Below are 22,957 nucleotides of genomic sequence, written 5' to 3' on the forward strand. Positions count from 1 at the left end.
TTCCCGGGCTTAATGTTTTTAACAATGGATTATACGGTGTCTCGTGGTATAGGTTTTGTAACTTATCAATTATCATTAACTAATGCCTCTATCATTTTCTGGTCTTCGGAGCGTGAAGACGACACTATCTCCCGTATAAAATCTTCCATACCCAGAACTGGTATTTTGGTATTGAGAACAATGGCAGTCTCTGACTCGGCGTAGCAGCGATAAAATTCTAATTGATTATAATGTAACAACCGAAGCCAGGTAACCAGCTTAAAATTTTCCTGATTAAATGTGATCCACTGCCCTTTTTCACAGGTATTAAGTAATGAATCGAAATGAAGCAGGTATTGTATTTTTTTTATATTCTCATCTTCGTGGGCAAGCCATAGCTCAACGCCACCACATGCTCTCGGGTAGCCATGATAGGCTCCGGCCAGGTTACCAATGGCCAAATAGCGAACCTCAAGTTCATTAAGTCTGCTAAAAAAAGCTGCAAAAGTATCATTAGAAATATTCAATGTACCTTCTCCTGGCAGGTTACCATTTCTATCTACTTGTGAGAATTGCGCAACAATTCTATTCATTGCCAAAAAATTAAGGATGTTAGCACTTTTATCCTTAACAAACTTAGTCATGTCAATATCATCTTTTCCTTCTCAAAATATTGCCGCACCAACTATATCGGATGTAAATTACGAGATTTTAATTAGATAGGTATTTTGCACCTGAAAGACACAGGTAAGGTTTATGGATGAAATTAAGGAATCAATATGCTTTTAGAATATCGATTCCATTCCTGTCACAAAAACTAAAATTACATATTTTCATAATTTCGTTGTTAAAACAAAGAAATGCATACTCTTATAGCCAAAACTGCACAATGATTTTAACCGGATTACAGAGGTGCTTTAATTCGTCAATATCACTAAATACCAGGTTGATTCTTTCTTTGACTATATCTATCTGCAAAGTCTGCTTAAACCATGTCAAAAAAATGCTCTCTCAATATCTTATTTACAGCGTCCCGCTTGAGATATTTGTTATAATAATCGTCGACACTTCTTTGTCGTACGGCTCTGTCCTTGTCATCCGGGTTTAACGATGTGGTAAGTACTATCAGCACATCATTTGATTTTTTACGGTTTTCAAGTTTCTCATACTCTTCTAAAAATTCCCACCCATCCATTATTGGCATGTTAATATCAAGAAAGATAATGCCTCTATCTTCAGGATTTTTATCTTTAAGAATAAAAGTCAGTGCTTCTTGGCCGTCATTTGCCACATGAATTGACTGTGTTATATCCATCTTGGACAAAACACGCTTATGGTAAAAATTGCAATCTTTGTCATCGTCAGCCAACAAAATATAATCAAGTTTTTTACTCATAGGTACTCTGTTAAAATAGTAAAATAAAAAGTACTGCCACTTCCGGGTTCGGATTCCACCCATATACGTCCTCCATGCTTTTCGGCAATTTTTTTTGCATGAGCAAGCCCTATTCCAGTACCGGAATATTCATCGCTACGATTGAGCTTCTGAAAGATTACAAAAATCTTATCATAATCTTTCCTGGCGATACCAATGCCATTATCTTTCACGGTAAATTCCCATCCACCGTCTACTTTTTTTGACTTTATCTGAATTTGCGGAAATCTATCCTTTTTGGAGAATTTCAGTGCATTAGCAATAAGATTTTGAAATATCATACTTATTTCTCCCGGAAAGGCTTTAACCTTATGAGGTAAATCCCCCACCTCTATTACAGCTTTTGATCTGGAAACAAGTGAATGCAAATCCTCAAGGATCGTATTTACCAAATATTGACAATTAATTACCTCTATTTCCTTGGGTTTGCTTAAGCGTGAATATTCAAGAAGATCGTGTATCAACTTCTCCATTCGTTCGGCGGCTCCCAAAATAGAATGCGTAATAGTGGAGGCATCTTCATTCATCTCTGCTCCATAATCCTCCTCTAATAATTCACTGAAATTCTTAACTGTTAAAAGCGGCTCCATCAAATCATGAGAAATAACATAGGCAAAATGCTCCATCTCCCTGCTCCTGGACTCCAGCGATGCTATTTTAGCCATGGTATCTTCTGCCTGCTTTTGCGACGTCAAATCCTTTAGGATGTTACAGAATCCTATAGTCTGATCCATATCGTCATTTAGTACTGTAACCGTTTCAACCGCCCAGAAATTACTACCGTCCTTCCTCTTTCTCCATCCCTTTTCGGAGACGCGACCAATCACCTTGGCCTTTTGAATCTGCTTTTGAGGTTTTCCTTCGCGTCGGTCAGAGTCTGTATAAAAAACATCAAAATTCTTCCCTTCAATTTCTTTAAAGCTATAACCCGTTATCCGTCTGGCCCCTCTGTTCCAATCCTGAATATTACCATTGGCATCCAAGAGAATGATCGAATAGTCTTCTAGCTCTCTTATAGCACGGTACAACATTTTCAAATTTCCTTCAGTTTTTTTCCGTATTGTAACGTCTCTCATAGCTACAATGGCCAGCCACTCTTCATCAGACTTAAATAAGCTGGAAGTAACCTCTGCAGGAAACTGCTCCCCGTTTTTTCTTACCCCAACTAGTTCCATTTCCATTTTGTTACATGCCTTATCAAAATCCAACAGACCATGATTCCGTTTCAAAGTCAGCATTTCCATGAGGCTGCCTGAGAGCTCCTCTTTACTATACCCAAAAAGTCTGCGGGCTTCATAGTTGGTAAGTTCAATTTTACCCTGGGCATTAACTATAATGATCGCATCAGGCGCCGAATGCATCAGCATTCTGAATTTCTCGATAGATTTCTTCTTTTCTGTAATATCTATCCAGCTTGAGCGGATAAATCTGACATTCCCATCTCCATCATAAGCAGGACTGGCATTTAAAACAACATCGATTTTACCCCCACCCTTAGTTACCACCGTAAGCTCAACATTGCTTACTTCCCCCTTACTTTTAGTTAAAATCTCATTTACCTGATCATGGTAATCCGGGTGGTATAGTTTAATGATTGTTTCACCGATAAGTTCGGATTCAGCATAGCCCAACCGTTTGCAAAGTGTGTCATTGCATTTTAAGATTGTTGCTTCTATAGGATCCAGGCTCATATGCATTTCAAGGGCATGATCATATAAGTAACGGTAAAGTTGTTCACTATCACGTAGTTCGGCTGTTTGTCTGGTAATCTGATCTTCAAGTTCGACGCGTTGAAATTCAGCATTTTCAAAGCTCACCTTTGCTATAGATACCAGTGCAGCACATACCCAAAGTATTACGATCGATATCAGGCGATTTACTTCGGGTACATGACTGGCAGGATTAGGATTAGCGGAATAAATAAAACCTAAAATTACTAGTACGGTACACGCCATTGCTATGTAAACAGAAGCAAATTTTGCCGGAAACAACCAGCTATATAATATAATGATACAATAAAGACTACCCCAGGCAATACCTAAGGGAATATTAATATCTACTATAAATATTACACCAGACAGAAATATTGCCACTAGCAATAAAGTTGCCATGTAAAAATGGTTAAAAACTCTTTTTTGCTTTTCAAGCATTCTTGTGGTTTAATAATTCCAACTGCCTGGACAACTCTTTAATTTGCCTGTCTTTCTCTTGTATAATCTTCTCCAACGAATAGCTTTTTTTATTGGGCATATGCCTCTCCGAGATACCCTCAGCAAAACCTAACATATTTGGCAATAGTTTAATCAACCCAAAAACAGTGATCATACTTACAATTGCAGTAAAAAATCTAATTAGTGCATTTATTCTATAGGCAGGCCACCAAAACATAAATGCATCCATAATATGAGTGAATCCGCAGAGAATAATAAATGCCCCGAACAACCAGAATACAGGTAAAAATGGAGCCCCTCTTATCCTAAGAACCAGCCAAAATAATATAACCGGAATGATAAAGTATGCCAGCCAGATAGTAACATCGCTGCCTATATAAAGCCAGCCGTGAAAATCACTCCAGTATCCACAGGACCACCGTGGCGGCCAATCATTTGATGAAAAAAGTTTGTCGAAAAACTCGATGATTTGTTGCATATGGTTAATATGAAAAATATCGTCGACAATAGCCTTACTCATCTGACTTCGACAAAAAATAATAATGTAAGAAAAACCAGAACTTTTACAACAAAAGCCACCCTTTCAAATACTTCCTTACAAAGACGTAATCTTCTTAAATGCAAGTCAGGTGAACCCATACAGCTTTTTTCCGCGCTAATTATACTTGGAGGGTTAATAGATTAATTGCTCCATAATTACATTCCTCAACAGGCTGACCATTAAGGTGCATGGTTATAATTTTTTTAAATTAAGACAAAAGCAATAATTGAGTCTACGCCGGTGAATTATTTACAAAAAGAACTCTACGAATTAATCAAATCAGATCATTCTATTTTCAGCTTCATCCAGAGGGCTTCTCTGGATGGCATTTGGTATTGGGATTTACTAAACCCTGAAAATGAGTGGATGGATAACAAGTTTTGGGAGACCCTGGGATATAATCCGAAAGAAATGCCACATAAAGCATCCGCATGGCAAGACATTATCAATAACGATGATCTGCAGATAGCTATCGATAATTTTAACAAGCACTGTGCAGACCCAAACCATCCCTATGACCAGGTTGTTCGTTATCATCATAAAAATGGAAGTACAGTATGGGTGCGCTGCCGTGGTATGGCTATAAGGGACAGCTCCGGAAGGCCTGTACGCATGCTTGGAGCTCACAATGAAATCACTTCTTTAAAACATAAGGAAAAGTTACTGGAAGAAAGTAATAAACTTGCCCGCATTGGCCATTGGGAATTAGACCTCGTAAAAAATAAACTGCATTGGAGTTCCGTAACCCGAGAGTTGCATGAGGTTTCTTCGGATTATGAACCCAATATCAACACGGCTTTATCATTCTATCGAAAAGGTAAGTCAAGGGATACCATTACAAGTTTAATTAAAGATGCTATAAATCACGGTCTGGCCTACGAACATGAATTAGAACTGCACACACAAAAGGGGAATCAACTTTGGGTTATCGCCAAAGGTCAACCGGAATTGAAAGATGGCCGTTGTCAACGGATATATGGTACCTTACAGGATATTACTCAAAGAAAACAAGCTGAAGATGAGCTGGCAGAAAGCAATAAACGCAACAGCATATTCGTGACCCAGTCTCCCAATGCTTTGGCCATGTTTGATACAGAGATGCGATACATTGCTGCCTCACAGCAATGGATGAACGAATATGGTCTGGTTGGTCAGGATATTGTAGGTAAGTCGCATTATGAGATATTTCCTGAGATAGACGAAAGCTGGAAAAAAATACACAGAGAATGTCTACGGGGAGCAACTAACAAAACAGATGAGGCATATTTTAAAAGGGACGATGGCTCTGAACAATGGCTGGCCTGGGATGTAAGACCCTGGTATGTAACCGAAGACAGGATAGGCGGGCTTTTGATGTACACTCGAGACATCACTGCGCGTAAAAAGGTAGAGCAGCAACTTCTAATAAGTGAAGAGCAGTTTCGGGGTGCATTTGAATACTCCGCCATAGGAATGGCTCTGGTGGCTCCTGATGGCAAATGGCTTAAAGTAAATAAAAGGTTATGTGAGATATTAGGCTATTCAGAGAATGCTTTGCTCACAAAAACATTTCAGGATATCACACATCCGGATGATCTCAATGCTGATCTGATTCAATTAAAACAGATGCTTACCGGCGAAATAGAAAGTTATAAAATGGAAAAAAGATACTTTCACAAAACCGGTCAAATTGTATGGGTTCTCCTGAGTGTATCCCTGGTTAAGGATATCCATGGCAATCCTTTACATTTTGTATCACAAATAGAGGATATTACTGAAAAAAAAGCTTCGGAAGAAAAATTGAAGCAGGTAAATGACAGATTACTCTTAGCCACCAAAGCTGCTAAAATGGGAATCTGGGATTATGATATAATCAACAATGAATTAATATGGGATGACCAAATGCTAGAGTTATATGGTATAAAAAAGGAAAAATTCTCGGGGGCTTATGAATCCTGGTTAGATCGTTTATATCCTGATGACTTTAAAAGGACTGATGAATACGTAAAACTTGCAATTGCAGGTAAAAGAGAATTTAATACAGAATTCCGAATAAGGTGGCCTGATAACACTATTCGTAACATCCGGGGCTTAGCGCTTGTGCAACGCGACAACAATGGGAATGCCGTGCGCATGGTGGGTACAAACTGGGACATTACCGAGCAAAAGAAATCCGAAGAAGCCCTCAGAAAAATGGCAACTCTTGAATCTAAAAGCAAAGAAATGGAACAATTTGCATATATAACCTCTCATGATCTGCGGGAGCCGCTCCTCACTATCAAACATTATGCAGAACTACTTTTGGATGAATATGCGGAAAATATGGATGACGAAGCCTCAATGTTTACCAAATCTGTATATAATGGAGCAAATAGAATGGAAAAACTCATTCAGGGATTATTAGATTATTCCAGATTAAGCAAACCTAAAAGTCTCAAAAAAGTGAACGTCAGTGAGGTTTTAGACGAAGTCAAATCGGACCTAAATTCTTTAATTGTGAATACCCGTGCTTCTATTAACAGCACAAACCTCCCTATAATATTGGCTTATCCGCTCGAGTTAAAATTACTCTTTCAAAACCTGATCCAAAACGCTGTTAAATTCAGAAAAGAAAACTCCAAACCAAATATTGAAGTTAAGTCAAAAAAACTGGAAGGCGGATGGCAGTTTAGTATCACGGATAATGGCATAGGAATAGATGACAGAGATAAAGAACGTGTGTTTGTTATGTTTAGAAAAGCTCATAGAAACAATCAATATGAAGGCACTGGCATAGGACTGGCTCTGGCTAAAAAAATAGTAGAGACACATCATGGAGATATTTGGCTTGAATCTACAGTAGGTGAAGGGTCAACATTCCATTTTACTGTCTTAACTGATGGCTATGAACATAAAGAATAGTGCATGCCAATAAAAAAACCGTTTGAAGCATTATCAAACGGTTTTTTGAAAGTTTTGTGGAGAATACCGGATTCGAACCGGTGGCCTCTACACTGCCAGTGTAGCGCTCTAGCCAGCTGAGCTAATCCCCCTTTTTTGAAACGGACAGCAAATATATTAAAAAATTCTAGAAAGGTCTTCTACCGGTAATAAATCTTTTTCGATAATATTTTGAGTCAAGATTACTCTCTACAACCCCTAAAGAGGACGAGCTGTGAATGAATTTCACCTTGTCCCTTTTTACATAAGTTACCAGACCTACATGAGTAATTTTACGTCGCTTCTTTCCCGTAGCAAAGAAAACCAGGTCTCCGGGCTCCAGCTTTTTCATTTTTACTTTTTGTCCCACCTTGCTTTGGGCTGCAGAGGTTCTGGGTAGCGGATAGTCAATGGCAGAATAGCTGTTGATCAGCAACCCTGAACAGTCCATACCTGCCCGTGTAGTACCTCCCCACCGGTAAGGAGTACCTATATAGCTACGGGCTGTTTTAATTACCGTGTCTACTTTATTCTGTCTGACCTGAGCTTTCTTTGCCGAAGCACAGGAAGCCATAACTATAAGAAAAACAATAAAAAATAATGACTGAGCTCGTCTCATGGATCTGATAGAAGCAAAAAAGTTAAAAAAATGAAACCCGGCCTCAACATAATTGCTAAAGACCTTTTTACAAAAAAAAAAAGCGATTAATTTTCAAACGCAATATAAACAAAAATAATTTTGATCAGGGAGAAGGAACTTACGGAATTGAAGAAAGCCCTAGCAGGCGAGTTACATTTTGATCATACATACAAATCTCTTTATGCTACCGATGCCTCCGCATACCGCGAAGTGCCGATGGCTGTGGCATTTCCAAAAGACAATAATGACATTCTTCAGCTCATTCGTTTTGCCAATCGCTACAAAATATCTCTGATTCCCCGGACAGCAGGCACTTCATTGGCCGGACAGGTAGTAGGAGCTGGTATAATAGTAGATGTATCCCGGTACTTTACCGGCATTTTAGAGGTCAATAAAGAGGAAAAATGGGTAAGAGTGCAGCCTGGTGTGATTCGTGACGAGTTAAATATGTATCTCAAACCATACGGTCTATTCTTTGGGCCCGAAACATCAACGGCAAACAGGGCTATGATCGGCGGCATGATAGGAAATAACTCCTGTGGATCCAACTCTGTTGTATACGGCAGCACCCGTGAGCACCTTATAGCTGTTGATGCCTTTTTAAGTGATGGATCGGTGGTATCTTTTCATGATCTCGCCGATAATGAGTTTGAAAAAAAATGTGCTCAAAATGATCTGGAAGGTAATATTTATAAAAACATAAGAAGTATTTTATCCAACCCTGCCAATCAGGCGCAGATTGATGAGAATTTCCCAAAAAAGTCTGTTCCCCGCAGAAATACCGGTTATGCCATCGATCTACTAAAACATTGCAGTGTTTTTGAAAAAATAAATGAGCCATTTAACTTCTGTAAGCTCATAGCAGGCTCGGAAGGAACACTTGCCTTTATAACCGAAGCTAAGCTGTCATTGCAACCGCTCCCCAAAGTGCATCAGGCATTGATATGTATCCATTTTACATCCGTTTATGAGTCGCTTAAAGGTAACCTGATTGCACTTAAATATCAGCCCACAGCTTGCGAGCTTATGGACAACTACATTCTGGAATGTACCAAAGGCAATATCCAACAACGTCAAAACCGCTTTTTCATAAAAGACGACCCTCAGGCCATTTTGGTGGTAGAGCTGCGGGAAGAAAGTGAAGAGGAATCAATACAAAAAGCAAATGCACTGATTGAGGAACTACGGCAGGAAAAAATGGGCTACCACTATCCTATCATTACCGGACCTGACACAAAAAAGGTATGGGAGTTGAGAAAAGCGGGGCTGGGGTTGCTCAGCAATATTCCGGGTGACGCCAAACCTGTACCTGTAATTGAAGATACAGCAGTGGATGTAAATGACCTCCCGGAATACATCCGCGAATTCAATGAAATATTAACCAAATACAACCTTTTTTGTGTCCATTACGCCCATGCAGGTTCCGGAGAGTTACACCTCAGGCCGATCATCAATCTAAAAACCCGGGAGGGAAATGAGCTTTTCAAAACTATACTTGACGAAATAGCACACCTTGTAAAAAAATACAAGGGTTCTCTTAGTGGTGAGCATGGCGATGGCCGGCTCCGGGGCGAATTTATCCCGTTTATGATCGGTGATGCTAACTACCAGCTATTGAAGGATATCAAAAACGCCTGGGACCCGGAGCATCTTTTCAATCCTGGAAAAATTGTGGATACTCCTCCCATGAATAGCAGCCTGCGCTATACCCCGGGACAGGAAACACGTGAGTTCGAAACCACTCTGGACTTTAGCAACTATCAGGGAATTTTGCGATCCGCAGAGTTATGCAATGGCTCCGGAGATTGCAGAAAAACTCATTTAAGTGGTGGAACCATGTGTCCTTCATATATGGCTACCAAAAATGAAAAAGACACCACGCGAGCCAGGGCAAATATTTTGAGGGAGGTATTAACTAACTCAACCAAATCCAACCCATTTGACAGTGAAGAAATAAAGGAGGTAATGAGTCTCTGCCTGTCATGCAAGGGCTGTAAGTCTGAGTGCCCTTCCAACGTAGATGTGGGCAAGTTAAAAGCAGAATGGCAGCACCAGTACTACAAAAGCAACGGAGTACCTTTGCGGACAAAACTTATCGCCAGCTTCACCAGACTCAACAAGCTTGCCGCCCTGGCACCAGGCCTTTATAACTTTACATTCACCAACCCTGTCACTTCAAAGCTGGCTAAGTCAATTTCAGGGTTTGCCCGTGAAAGATCCATGCCCCTGCTATACAAGCAAACCCTTCGCGCATGGTACAGGCAGAGCTACCGGCCAACCACACCTAAAAAGAACGGAATTGTTTACCTCTTTTGCGATGAGTTTACCAATTTCAACGATGTGGAGATTGGCATCACGGCTATCAAATTATTGGATCAACTGGAGTATGAGGTAAGGATCATTGATCATGAAGAAAGTGGCCGTACATTTTTATCAAAAGGGCTTCTGGACAAAGCAAAAAAAGTGGCGAAAAAAAATGTTGACATTTTTAAATCAATTATTTCTGATGCTACACCATTAATTGGCATTGAGCCTTCAGCTATACTAGGGTTTCGCGATGAATATGTGGATATGGCTGAACCTGAAGATAGGGAAACCACAAGAAAACTGGCAGAAAACGCTTTACTGATCGAAGAATTTATAGAAAGGGAAATCAAACGTGGGCATATCACTGAGGCTAACTTCAATGATGATAAAAAAATCATCAAATTTCACGGGCATTGTCATCAGAAAGCCCTATCGTCATTAGTACCCACTAAGCGCGTTTTATCTCTACCAAAAAACTATGAGGTACATATGATCCCTTCCGGATGCTGTGGTATGGCAGGTTCATTTGGCTACGAAAAGGAAAAATATAAAGTATCTATGAGTATTGGTGAGTTAGTACTTTTCCCTACAGTAAGAAAGCAGCCGGAAGATGTCGTTATTGCAGCAAACGGTACCAGTTGCAGGCACCAGATAAAAGATGGAACATCACGCAAAGCGCTTCATCCGGTAGAAATATTATACGCGGCCTTATCGTAAACCCCTGACCTTAACTTAATAAGTTTTGATATCAGGTTATTTTTTTTGAAATTGGATAAAGTGTCTTCCATGAGAGTTTCACATTTTTTTACATTTTTTGTGCTGTGCTTGTTTTTTGCATCTGGTCATTCTCTGGCTCAGCTTGACTCTTTCCCTCCGTTTTATAATGAAATCAAAGCAAAATCTGATGAAGGCATAATTTCCTATTTTGATTCACTGTTAAATAACACCTCCAATGAGGCTGAAACCTTGCAAAAATCACTTCTTTCGTATGCGGAGGAAGAGGATCTTCTTTTAATAAAAATATTATGCAACCGAAACCTTGGTCAGCTTTATAATAAAAGAAAGAACCTTTCTTTGTCTATGTCTTACCTTAGCCAGGCTGCAGACCTGGCAACCATCAAGTCTCACCCGATGCTATTGGGAAACATTCTGGTAAGCATTGGGGGTGTTTATGATGCTCTTGGAAAAAAGGACGATGCCCTCGAGCATTTGCTCAGAGCTTATGAAGTTTTGATAAAAACCGACTCTCTTGAAGCCGCCAAAGTACAGTATGCAATGGCTAATCTTAATTATGGCACTGGTGGTTTTGAAGACGCCATTCGCTATGGTTTTACTGCAAAAAAAATATACGACAAGGCTGACAGAGAAAAGCTGTCAAACAATTACAATAACACTCTTATGTATGTGCTTAATACCATAGGCATATCATACAGAGAATTACATGAATATGACAGTGCAATTTTCTACCTGGATCTGTCAAGAAATATTGCCTTACAAATTGGTAATGAGTTTTGGGCCAGCCTTACCATCGGTAACATGGGTTCGGTATATATGATGAACGGAGAATACGAGAAGGCCCTGGCTTATCTTAAACAAGATCTTAAAACAAGTAAAAAGTTTAAAGAGTGGATGAGTGCTGCAAATTCAGCAATGACAATAGGTGAGATCTATAGTAAACTTGGAAATAGCCAACTTGCAAAAGTCTATTACGATAGCTCTTTATATAACTTAGGTGATAAAGTAGGAAATACCGATGTTTTGAGAGCACATTATTATAAAAACATGTCCGCCTGGCATGCCAATAAAAAAGAGTTTGAAAAGGCGCTGACATACCAGCAACAATATACGGCTCTACGGGATACCTTACTTAGCAAAAAGCAGCAGGTTGAGCTTGCGCAGGTAAAAGCCAATTATGACTTTGACAGTAAACTAAAAGAGATTGATCTTCTAACTAAAAATAATGAACTTCAACAACAACGGATTGAATACAGGAACATCATTATTCTGGCCAGTGCAGCAGCGATATGCATTATTCTTATTGTAGCAGCCTTACTTTATATAAACCTTAATGCAAGAAAAAGAGACAATACATTATTGGCTGAGCAAAAAGAACGTATTGAGTCTCAAAGTGAACAATTAGCTGAACAAAACAGAGTTATTCAAGTCATTAATGATAACCTGGAACAGGAAGTAGAGAAGAGGACCCAAAGTTTAAAGAGCATCAACAAAGAGCTAGACATTTTTCTATATCATGCTTCGCATGACATACGTCAGCCAATCGCCACTATTTTAGGACTGGAAAACCTTGCACGAAAATGTACATCGGACCCAGACCTAACCGATATCCTTGAACGTTTAAAAGCCACAGCGGACAGAATGGATAACATGCTCCGTAAACTGCAAATAAGCCATAAAGTAAATCATACCCCCTCCAAGCTGGAAGAGGTTGAGCTACAAGAGCTAACTTACAAAGTAATTGAATTAAACAAAGAAACAGAAAAGCGCAAAGGTGCCACGCTATGCATAGACATAGAAAAAAGGGTGATCAACAGTAATTCTGAACTTTTGGCCGTTGTAATTCATAATATAATCGAAAATGCCCTTACCTATGCCAATGAAAAACCACTTGAAGTGAATATTGATGGCAAACAGTTAGAGAGAGAATACTGTATGAAGATATCAGATAACGGTGAAGGTATACCCAAAGAATTCCAACCCAGCGTATTCAACGCTTTCTTTAAAGCCAGTGCACAATCAAGGGGTAATGGTCTTGGGCTTTACCTTGCCTGGAAAGCCTCTACAATTCTGGGTATAAAAATTGAATTAAAATCGGAATTAAATAAGGGTAGTGAGTTTACTTTGCACATTCCTACAGTTTAAAAGTATATTGCAGATATGTGTGGAATAACCGGAGTATACGCTTTTAATATGGTCGGCAGGATCAGCATGATCAATGTAACCAACGCCACCATGGCTCTCGATCGCAGAGGCCCTGACTTTCAGGATATCTACCATGACAATACCGTAGCCCTTGGCCATAGAAGGCTATCAATTATCGACACTACGGCAAGTGGCCACCAGCCTATGTCGGATCAAAGTGGCCGGTATGTTATCGTGTTCAACGGAGAGATCTTTAATTATAGAGACCTGAGAGATGAACTTCTTGCCAAGGGCATAAAATTCACCTCCAGTTCCGATACTGAAGTACTCCTCAATCTCTATATCACTGAAGGCCAGGCATGCCTGCAAAAGTTGAATGGCTTTTTTGCGTTTGCCATCTATGACAGGGAAGAACAATCCGTATTTATAGCCCGGGACAGGTTGGGTATCAAGCCTCTTTATTATGTGCAAGATGAAAACAGGGTGCTTTTTGCCTCCGAAATGAAGTCCATTCTGGCCTATGGCATTGATAAGACCATCGATTATTCTGCGCTCTATACCTATTTACAACTGAATTACATACCCGCTCCAAAAACCATTTTTACAGAGGTAAAAAAGCTCCTCCCCGGCCATACACTATTTATTAAAAACGGAGAAGTTCAGAAAGAGTGTTTCTATAAAATTCCATTTGATAAGAGTAAGTATACTTCCATGAGTTATGACGAGCAAAAAGCAAAGCTATGCCAGCTCATGGAACAATCCGTGCAAAAGCGGCTGGTAGCTGACGTGCCGGTGGGATCCTTTTTAAGCGGAGGTATAGACTCATCTGTAATAGCTACGCTGGCACATCGTCACAAGCCTGATCTCCATACTTTCTCCATTGGTTATAAGGACGAGAAGTTTTTTGATGAAACTGAATATGCACGTATGGTAGCCAGGAAAATCGGATCGGACCATACTGTATTCTCCCTGACCAATAGGGATCTTTATGAGCATGTAAATGACATCCTGAACTATATAGATGAGCCTTTTGCAGACTCATCTGCAATAGCCGTTTATATTCTGTCAAAAGAAACACGCAAACACTCTACTGTAGCACTTTCCGGTGATGGAGCGGACGAATTATTTTCTGGTTACAATAAGCACTCGGCATTTCTAAAAATGATTTCGGGAAATTCGGCTGCCAAAGCTGTAGCGGCGCTTACTCCGCTTTGGGGGCTGCTTCCCAAATCGAGGAGTAATCCTTTAACAAACAAATTCAGACAGCTGCACCGCTTCGGCAAAGGAATGAAACTCACCAGCAAGGAACGCTACTGGCAGTGGGCCGGCTTTGCTACCGAATCCTATATAGACAAACTTTTAACACCTGACAGCCTGTTGGCACTGGACCGCCAGAACTATCTCGATTTTAAGAATAATATTCTCAGTGAAATACCTCTTAAAGAGGACATCAATGACATTCTATATACCGATGTAAATCTCGTACTGCCTGATGACATGCTCACCAAAGTTGACCGAATGTCCATGGCAAACAGCCTTGAGGTGCGCGTACCATTCCTCGATCACGAAGTTGTTGAATTTGCTTTTTCGCTGCCTGCGTCCTCAAAAATAAACGGACAGATCAGAAAAAGAATAGTTCAGGACAGTTTTAGAGACATTCTTCCTCCTGAGTTATACAATAGACCGAAAAAGGGGTTTGAAGTTCCGCTTCTCAAATGGTTTAGAAATGAAATGAGATCAATGATCAATGATGATTTGTTAAGGGATGATTTCGTTGAGCAGCAGGGTATTTTTAATGTGGCAGAGATTAGAAAGTTAAAGCGCAAACTTTTCTCATCAAATCCGGGAGACGTGCATGCGCAGGTTTGGGCTCTAATCGTATTTCAGTGGTGGTGGAAAAGGCATTGTGCATAGTGGTTTCTTCACGGGTGCAAACTTCACTACCTGTATGCTTATTTCTCACATAAAATAGTCCTCCAGCCCCCCTGATTCAAACAGAGCAATGATTGCCAACGGGTCATCAATAGCATCTGAGACTCCGAAAAGTGCTGTAAATATATAATGGGAACCTGTAAGAGAATTTGCCGGAGACCAGCACTTCAGATAAGGAATAAGACAGCCTACCAACAAGCTGACAGGAACGGCAGCATCAGACCAATTCTATAAAATCAACAAGTTTGATGAAATAAGTTTTCATAATCGCTTAATACATCCGGTTTATTTAAATTTTAAAATTATTCTTCCAAAATCTCAATTTCTACTCTCACGTTATGCTTGGCCTGAGGGCTGAATTTGTCGTACAACATTCTTCTTCCTCCCCAGGCTTTAATTTCCATTCGATCGGCCGCTATGCCTTCATCAACCAGGTAGGATTTAATGATTTCAGCCCTTTCTTTTGAAAGCTGCTTTGCAGAACCAAACCCCTGTTTATTGCTGTCTGCCAGAGCAAAGTATTTGTCCGAATCGCCCATGGTTATGATCTTTCCAGGGCTTTTTCCATTAGTATGTCCGTGTATCCTGATCTTATAGTTAGGGTTTTCCTTCATCATTTCCAGCAGACTGTTGACTTCATACTTTGAATCAGGTCTCATAACAGCAGCATCATTGTAATAATAGACATTGTACATAACTACGATATCACCCACATGATAGCGTACCAGATCAAAGTTTACTACATAAACGTCAGGAAGTACATTGATTTCGGTTGAGATAGTATCTTTAAAAGGGTGATAATAATTTAGGCTTTTTTGACTTTTCCTGAATCCAAAAACATCGCAAATGAGGGTAAGCTCTCCGGTACCGTTATTCGGATCCGATAGTTCTACCTGTTCATCTCCAGGTACCACGGTCAGCAGCTTGGCCCTTTCTGCATCTATGATCTGTACATCGCCCTTCACCTCTTTACTGTTGCGGGCATTTTCCAGTATAAACAGTAGCTGATAGTCACTTAAGGTACCGGTTTTAGCCTTTGTTATGTTATTGCCCCCCTCGGCTATCTCTTCCTGACCTTCCCCTACCTCATCCTCAGTAGCAGGTTCTCCTTTATCTCCGGCATTTTCACCTTTGTTCTTTTCTTCTTTATCAAATTTCTCGGCGTAAAGGTCATCAAGCTTACCTACCTCTTTATTTAGTGCTTCAGTGGTTTTTTCGGCCCGTTGCTTTTCCTCCTCAGTCATTACTAAACCAGAACCACCTGAACAAACAAAAACCCAGGCGTCACCAAACTGCTCATTTTCTCTGGTGCGTCGCATTTCACTAATCGCCGCCTTATAATTCTGAGAGTAGTCCAGGTATACAAAAAACAGGTTCTTTTTACTATTAAAACCATAATCCACCTCTTTGCCGGCTTTGCTAATTTCATCGACATAGCGCCTGGCATAATGCTCTTTGTTAGCCGAATAAGCCCCAACCACAACATAATAACCCGCGACCATTTCCGAGGGTCTTTGTTTTTGGGCAAAGGTGAGCAACGGCATGGCCACAAGAATGCTTATACATAAGGCCAGAGTTTTTTTAGTAATGGGGCAAATGTCAAAAAACATAAAGGCAATGAGGTTAGGTTTAAGGTTCAATATAATAAATAATATGCTGAGGTACCTGTAAAATTAGATCTGGAATATGCTAATCTGCAAGTATCTCTACTTCCACACGGACATTTTTATGGGCCAGGGGGTCGAACTTATCATATAGCATTCTTTTACCTCCCCACCCTTTTACTTCAATTCGATCTTCGCTAATGCCCTGCTGTAGCATCCATTCCTTAATGGCCTCAGCTCTGAACAATGACAATTTCTTTGCACTTCCAACAGTCTCCTGATGGTTGGCATTGATATTAAAAAAGTTTTTATCATCAGGGTTAAGGTGAATTATCTTACCATGCGAGTTACCATTGGTATGTCCATGGATCATCACCTTAAGGTTTTGATTTTCCGTAAGCATATCAAGGAAGCTGTTGAGCTCATAAACTGACTCAGGCTTCATAATGGCTGCATCAATGAAAAAATAGACATTGTACATCACAATCACGTCACCTTTTTTGAATCTCTGAAGTTCAAAATCTACAATTATTGAGTCTCCAACTACCGAAGTATACGCCTTTGTGGTATCGTTGACAGGATCATCCAGATCTACTTCATGCTGAATCTCTCTGAAACCGAATATATCACTTATGAGTTTAATTCTGCGTGTACCGTTGTTTGGATCCCTCAACTCCACAATTTCATGTGTTTTCCCCTGTCCTATTTCCTTTATTCGCTCAAGATCCAGAATCTTAATATTACCTTTTACTTCCTTTAGCGTTTTTTTATTAATGGCATTAAAGTATAAATAGTAATATCCTTCTCTTTTATCTATTCTGTTCTCAGATACTTCTTCAGCTATCTCAGGTTCGCTCTCTTCCATTACCAGCTCTTCCTCCTGTTCAAGGAACTCTTCTTCCTCAGAGGGTTCAGCCCCGGTCTCTTCCGGCTCATATGCTTCATCAATCTGCTCAATATCCTCTTCCTGATAGGTCTTAACTGTTGGGGTGGAGATGGTCGATTCTCCCAAAGAACCCTGGTATACCCAGGCATCTCCAAAGCCTGCAATTGCTCTTACACGTCGGACTTCTTGAATAGCCTCGGTTACATTTGGTGAAGAAAACACATATACGTAATATAAGTTGCGGTCAGGGTTGAGTGCATAGTTCGCATCAAGGGATTGCTCCCTGGCATATGCCGTAAAGCGTATTGCATTATTTTGATAAGCGAATGCACCAATCACTACATAGCTAGTCTGCGCGGAATTTGGCTCTGTGTTATCTTCCGAGGTATACCCTGCATTCGGAAAACCTAGCAAAACGATAAAAAATAGAGGCAAGAACCTGAGCCTCCTGGAAATTATTTGGCTTACCATATCTTAAGTTTAAAAAATTCAATGTCTAAAGATAGTAAAAATTAAAATAATATAACTAACTCACCATTTTTTACCAACGAAAGTGACACCTATTTATCTGATTCTGAAATAATTTCGAATTGTTGAGTGATATATTCTCCCTCATCATCTACAAGTGTCAACTCGTAGTTTCCGGCCGGAGGACTCACGGAAAGCTGATGAATCCTTGTGGTCGTCCCTATGAATTGATCATTGAGATGCCAAAAAATAGTAGTTTCAGGCCTGCGATGTGCAACCTCAAAAACAGCACTCCCAAGTGTCCCGTCAAGCTCCTTAGGAATGTAAATAATTGAATTTTTTTTAGGATATATAACGTCCATCGTGGCGATGTTCATCTGGTCTGAAATACAGTCTTTACGAAAAGGAGGAAGCTTTCGGTACGACGGATTTTTAGACCTATAGTAATACTCCTGAACCGGCGGCAATACGAACCATGAAGTGTGTACTATTTTATCAACAGGTTCGCAATCCGCATGAACACGATATCCGTTGACATCAAGGTGCACTGCTTTATGAAAAGGGCAGTTTTTGGTTCTGCTACCTGATTTAATTATTTGCAGGGTATCTACCAGCGTACATAGCTCCGTGGCTCTATAACCACTTTCCCGGCATACGCTCATGGGTAACATTTCCGCTATGGGCTGATCAAACCAGGCTGACTTTTGCAAAACATCAAAAACATCAAACATTAATGGTGCGGCAGCCTGTATTCCGGTAAGGCCGGGACGCCCCTCACCATCAGCATTTCCTACCCATACTCCTACCACATACGTTGAAGTGACTCCTACTGCCCAGGCATCTCTGTAGCCAAAACTGGTACCTGTTTTCCATGCTATTTTTTGAGAGGAATCGAACATTTCCCATGACGACTCTTCAGTAGGCCTGTAAACCTCGAGAAGCGCCTCCATTGTATGATAAACAGATGCTGCGCTCAGTATACCCATTCCGGATCTTGTCTCCGGCTCAGAAGAAGGCTGCTCTGTATAATGAAGCGGGCGGAATCCTGACTCGCTATATCGGTAATTATCAGTATGTGAGTTATAATGGTTCAACGTACGGGCAAGTCCTGCATACATCCCACTGATATCCCAAAGTGTACCCTCTGCACCTCCGAGTATCAGGGATAAACCATAGTGATCCGGCGATTGTGTAAGCGTGGTCATTCCTAGCTCATTGAGAAGAGAATGAAATTTTTCATAGCGATATTCCCTAAGCATCTGCACCGCGGGTACATTCAATGACCGGGACAAAGCACGGTTAGCGGATACAGCCCCGTCATACGTTCTTGAGAAATTTTTAGGGGCAAATCCATTGATAAAGACAGGTACATCAGGAATGAGTGATGACGGCAATATCTGGCCCTCGTCAAGCATGGCTGCGTATAGAAAGGGCTTCAAAATACTTCCTGTACTTCTTGGCGCAGTAATTATATCCACATAATTGTCATGCTGGCTCCCGGCTTGCCACACGTTGCCCACATAAGCCAATACCTCGCCCGACTGAACATTGGCAACAATCGCTGCAGCATTATATACTTCATTACCCTTTAAAGTACGGTGATGATTTTCAATTATTCTTGTTATTCTTCTCTGAAGAGATATATCTATTGTGCTTGCAATATTTTGCTGTTGTTTGCCATCCTGAATGGCCCTGGTGAGCAGATGAGGAGCCAGCTGAGGCAATGGTAAAGGTTCATCAGGAATGGGCTCTGATTTTGCAAGCTGGTTCGTCAAGGAATCAATAATACTTTCTGAGAGTAGCTTATCCAGTAACCGGTTTCTTTTAACCCGCAGTTCATTTCTGTTTCTACCAGGATGAATCAGGCCCGGGCTGTTGGGTAACACTGCCAGCAATGCAGCCTCTCCCCATGAGATGTCCCCCGGCCCTCTGTTGAAGTATCTCCATGTTGCTGTGTTGAGACCGACTACATTGCCTCCAAATGGGGCGTGAGATGCATACATAGCAAGGATTTCTTCCTTGGAGTAGGAAAACTCAACCCGGGTGGCCATTACGATCTCAATGAGCTTCTGCCATAGAGTTCGTGGCTTATCGCGCCTGCTAAGCCGCACGAGTTGCATGGTAAGGGTACTACCTCCGCTAACTACTTTGCCGGAGCTCAGGTTTTGCCAGGTGGCACGCAGCAGGGCAAAGGGATTGACTCCGGGATGGTAGTAAAATCCTTCATCCTCGAAGTGTATGATCGCCTCTTCAAACTTCTCAGGAACAGAGTCCATTTCCGCAAATCGCCACTGTCCATCTGGCGCAATAGCCGCGCCCAGTAACTGTCCCTCCCTGCTCTCGAGCGAAGTGGAATAGGGATCATCAAACAGGGTATCCGGTAGTAAAAAATAATATCCGGTGATTAAAACCGCTAAGACCAGTAGTCTACATCGTCTCTTTTTATTTTGAAAATATCTCAACACGATGCAAAAATCGTAAATCCACTTCTCTATAAAAAATAAATGACCCCTAGTCTTTTACCAGAGGTTATAGCACATTTCAGGTATAAAAAATTATAACCGAAAACAGGGATTTCCAACGAAACTCATTCCGCATATCTTTATAATGAATAACCAAATAAACCATTTATTAACTAAAACCAACAAAAATGAAAAAGATCAGAATTTCATTGCTGGGACTGGTAGCGCTCCTGGCTTTTGTGGTGTTCTCCTGTACGGAAGAGCCCGCAGTTGACCCCGTTCAGGAACCACAAATTAGTGAAGAAACCCTGGCCCAGTTTACTGAACTTGGATTTGATGTCAGCGACATCAGGTTTGTTACCTTTAATAACCCAGTAACCGGAGAGTCCGAGCAGGTTTATGTTCTTGAAAATGACATCAAGATTTCGCCAAAGCAACTGGCAGCCATGTTACCTGATACCCATGACGGGCCTACTACAGAGCAATACCGAACTACGAACCTGGTTAGCTCTCCTAAAACCATCAAAGTTCTCGGCTACTATGGCAGTGGCAGCAACAGTTCATACCTGGATGCCACTATGAGATCCGCCTTACAAATGGCTGTAGACAATTACAACAACCTGAACCTCGGCCTGGATTTCACATTGGCCTTTGGCACAAATTCCGGCAGCTATGATATTGTTGTTACGCGGGTTTCGGGTAGTGGAGGAGGAAGAGCTGGTTTCCCTACAGGAGGAAATCCTTATAAATGGGTGGAAATACAGGCAGGAACCGTCAATTACGGTACAGATGTAGTTGAACATGTTATGACCCATGAAATCGGTCATTGTGTAGGCTTACGTCATACTGATTATTTCAACAGGTCTATTTCCTGCGGCTCAGGAGGTAATGAAGGAGGTGCGGGAGTTGGTGCAATTCATATCCCCGGGACACCGGCAACTACAAATGTTGATATGAACTCTATCATGCTTGCTTGCTTCAATGGTTCTGAAAATGGAGAATTCAGCAACTATGATGCTACTGCCTTAACCACTTTGTATCCAGGCTCTACCAACCCTCCAGGCGATCCTACTTTGACAGTTTCCCCTACCTCTGTAGGTTTTGGGTACACATCGGGCAGCCGCACTATCACAGTTTCGGCTAATGTAAACTGGACAGTAACTGACAATGCCGGATGGATTTCTGTTTCTCCTGCAAGCGGTTCAAACAGTGGTACGTTCACGATAAGTGTTTCTCCATACAACATGCCATGTGAACCTATAAGAAGGGGTACTGTGACCATTGACGGCGGTGCAGCCGGCACCAAGACCATATCAGTATCTCAAAGCTCAAGGCCTCTCAGACCGGGTGAGCAATGCCCTTAATTTCTGTTAATTAACTAAATCACCTACCTATCGCATGCATCATTAGGAAACGGGCATGCTTAAACAAAAAGGCTTCTGGCACTATGCCGGAAGCCTTTTCTTTAGGGATTGTTCAACTCTGAGATTAAATTAAATAATGAAACAACTGAGGTTGATCATTGATATATTCGTACTTAAATCTTTTCACTTCCATTCGTGACATTAAAGGCTCGAGATCTTCCCTGTTTTGCAGTTCTATACCTATCAGTGCAGGTCCTCTTTCACGGCTATTCTTTTTGGAGTATTCGAAATGAGTAATGTCATCATTTTTCCCCAATACCTCGGTGAGAAACTCTCTCAATGCTCCTGCCCTCTGCGGAAAGTTTACTATAAAATAATGTTTCAGTCCGTCATATAACAATGAACGCTCTTTGATCTCCATGGTTCGTGTAATGTCATTGTTACTACCGCTGACCACACATACTACATTTTTGCCTTTGATCTCATCTTTCAGAGCATTTAATGCAGTAATGGAAAGGGCTCCGGCAGGCTCTACCACAATGGCCTGTTCGTTGTATAGCCTCAATATTTCCCCACATACCTGACCTTCGGGCACAGTTATAACATCATCAAGCAGCTCTCTGCAAATTTCAAAGGTGATATCACCAACCCTTTTTACCGCTGCACCATCCACAAACTTGTCTATGTTGTCGAGGGTTACTATTTCACCTTTTTCTATGGAGGTTTTCATAGCAGAAGCGCCGGCAGGCTCTACACCGATGATCCTGGTCGATGGTGAGAGTACTTTAAAATAACTGGCAAGACCTGCTGCCAGCCCACCACCCCCAATGGGCAAAATGAGATAGTCGACAGGCTCGTTGCTGTCTTCCAGTATTTCTTTGCCGACTGTTGCTTGTCCTTCAATGATCTTTTCATCATCAAACGGAGGGATAAAGGCAACTTCATTCTTTCACAAAATGCTGTCGCTTCATGAAAAGCATCGTCAAAAGTATCTCCGGTAAGCACTACTTCAATGTACTCTTTACCAAACATTTTGACCTGGTTGACCTTCTGGCTTGGCGTAGGCGAGGGCATGAATATAGTACCTTTGATCTTTTTTAAGCTGCAAGCCAGCGCAACGCCCTGAGCGTGGTTCCCGGCGCTGGCACATGCCACACCATTTTTTAACTGCTCCTCATTCAGACCCTGGATCATGTTATATGCCCCACGGATTTTGTATGACCGCACCACCTGCAGATCTTCTCTTTTAAGCTGAATATTGGCTCCATAGCGTTCCGACAAATGGTGGTTGGGCATTAAGGGGGTCCTTATGGCCACACCTTTAAGGTTCTCCGCCGCCGTAAGTATGTTGTCTATGGATATTCTGTTGACTTTTGTTTGAGGCATTACA

At 41.1% G+C, this 22,957-nt stretch carries 13 protein-coding genes, 1 tRNA gene and 1 pseudogene; 5 read left to right on the forward strand and 10 right to left on the reverse strand.

Annotated features, from left to right (window positions below):
• Positions 1-65: 65 nt before the first annotated feature.
• From LVD17_RS03370 to LVD17_RS03385, 4 genes are all read right to left on the reverse strand, one after another.
• Positions 66-572: a hypothetical protein gene (locus LVD17_RS03370; RefSeq protein ID WP_233764758.1), complete on the reverse strand. Its 507-nt coding sequence runs from the start codon at positions 570-572 to the stop codon at positions 66-68.
• Between the two features lie 392 nt (positions 573-964).
• Positions 965-1,375, reverse strand: a complete 411-nt coding sequence (locus LVD17_RS03375; RefSeq protein WP_233764759.1) for a response regulator — start codon at positions 1,373-1,375, stop codon at positions 965-967.
• Complete coding sequence (locus LVD17_RS03380; RefSeq protein ID WP_233764760.1) at positions 1,372-3,525, reverse strand: PAS domain-containing sensor histidine kinase; 2,154 nt, start codon at positions 3,523-3,525, stop codon at positions 1,372-1,374. Before LVD17_RS03380 ends, LVD17_RS03375 begins: the two co-directional genes overlap by 4 nt.
• Before the next feature lie 31 nt (positions 3,526-3,556).
• Positions 3,557-4,063, reverse strand: coding sequence for a hypothetical protein (locus tag LVD17_RS03385; RefSeq protein ID WP_233764761.1), 507 nt, complete (start codon positions 4,061-4,063; stop codon positions 3,557-3,559).
• Positions 4,064-4,366: 303 nt separating this feature from the next.
• Here LVD17_RS03385 and LVD17_RS03390 point away from each other — a divergent pair, with 303 nt between their 5' ends.
• Entirely contained in the window at positions 4,367-7,006 is a 2,640-nt protein-coding gene (locus LVD17_RS03390; RefSeq protein WP_233764762.1) for a PAS domain S-box protein, read from the forward strand.
• 57 nt (positions 7,007-7,063) lie between these two features.
• Here the strand turns inward: LVD17_RS03390 and LVD17_RS03395 are convergent.
• Positions 7,064-7,137 (reverse strand) — tRNA-Ala (locus LVD17_RS03395).
• 35 nt (positions 7,138-7,172) lie between these two features.
• Positions 7,173-7,643 carry a C40 family peptidase gene (locus LVD17_RS03400; RefSeq protein WP_233764763.1) on the reverse strand — a complete coding sequence of 157 codons (471 nt, stop codon included), beginning with the start codon at positions 7,641-7,643 and terminating at the stop codon, positions 7,173-7,175.
• A 120-nt stretch (positions 7,644-7,763) separates the two neighbouring features.
• Here LVD17_RS03400 and LVD17_RS03405 point away from each other — a divergent pair, with 120 nt between their 5' ends.
• The 3 genes from LVD17_RS03405 (at position 7,764) to asnB (ending at position 14,765) form a co-directional block, all read left to right on the forward strand.
• Positions 7,764-10,688, forward strand: a complete 2,925-nt coding sequence (locus tag LVD17_RS03405; RefSeq protein ID WP_233764764.1) for an FAD-binding and (Fe-S)-binding domain-containing protein — start codon at positions 7,764-7,766, stop codon at positions 10,686-10,688.
• 69 nt (positions 10,689-10,757) lie between these two features.
• Entirely contained in the window at positions 10,758-12,851 is a 2,094-nt protein-coding gene (locus LVD17_RS03410) for a tetratricopeptide repeat-containing sensor histidine kinase (RefSeq protein ID WP_233764765.1), read from the forward strand.
• A 15-nt stretch (positions 12,852-12,866) separates the two neighbouring features.
• Positions 12,867-14,765, forward strand: a complete 1,899-nt coding sequence (asnB, locus tag LVD17_RS03415; protein WP_233764767.1) for an asparagine synthase (glutamine-hydrolyzing) — start codon at positions 12,867-12,869, stop codon at positions 14,763-14,765.
• A gap of 320 nt (positions 14,766-15,085) precedes the next feature.
• Here asnB and LVD17_RS03420 read toward each other — a convergent pair whose 3' ends face one another.
• The 3 genes from LVD17_RS03420 to pbpC form a co-directional block, all read right to left on the reverse strand.
• Positions 15,086-16,393, reverse strand: coding sequence for an OmpA family protein (locus LVD17_RS03420; RefSeq protein ID WP_233764769.1), 1,308 nt, complete (start codon positions 16,391-16,393; stop codon positions 15,086-15,088).
• A 79-nt stretch (positions 16,394-16,472) separates the two neighbouring features.
• Positions 16,473-17,744 (reverse strand): OmpA family protein, encoded by a 1,272-nt coding sequence (locus LVD17_RS03425; protein ID WP_233764770.1) that lies wholly within the window; start codon positions 17,742-17,744, stop codon positions 16,473-16,475.
• An 89-nt stretch (positions 17,745-17,833) separates the two neighbouring features.
• Positions 17,834-20,206, reverse strand: coding sequence for a penicillin-binding protein 1C (pbpC, locus tag LVD17_RS03430; RefSeq protein ID WP_233764771.1), 2,373 nt, complete (start codon positions 20,204-20,206; stop codon positions 17,834-17,836).
• 185 nt (positions 20,207-20,391) lie between these two features.
• On the opposite strand from pbpC, the gene LVD17_RS03435 reads away from it, so the two are divergent.
• On the forward strand, positions 20,392-21,567 hold the full coding sequence (locus LVD17_RS03435; protein WP_233764772.1) for a M57 family metalloprotease: 1,176 nt from the start codon (positions 20,392-20,394) through the stop codon (positions 21,565-21,567).
• Positions 21,568-21,691: 124 nt separating this feature from the next.
• On the opposite strand, the pseudogene ilvA reads toward LVD17_RS03435, so the two are convergent.
• Positions 21,692-22,953, reverse strand: a pseudogene (gene ilvA, locus LVD17_RS03440) (threonine ammonia-lyase IlvA).
• Positions 22,954-22,957 lie beyond the last annotated feature (4 nt).

The sequence above is a fragment of the Fulvivirga ulvae genome, assembly GCF_021389975.1.
GTDB lineage: Bacteria > Bacteroidota > Bacteroidia > Cytophagales > Cyclobacteriaceae > Fulvivirga > Fulvivirga ulvae.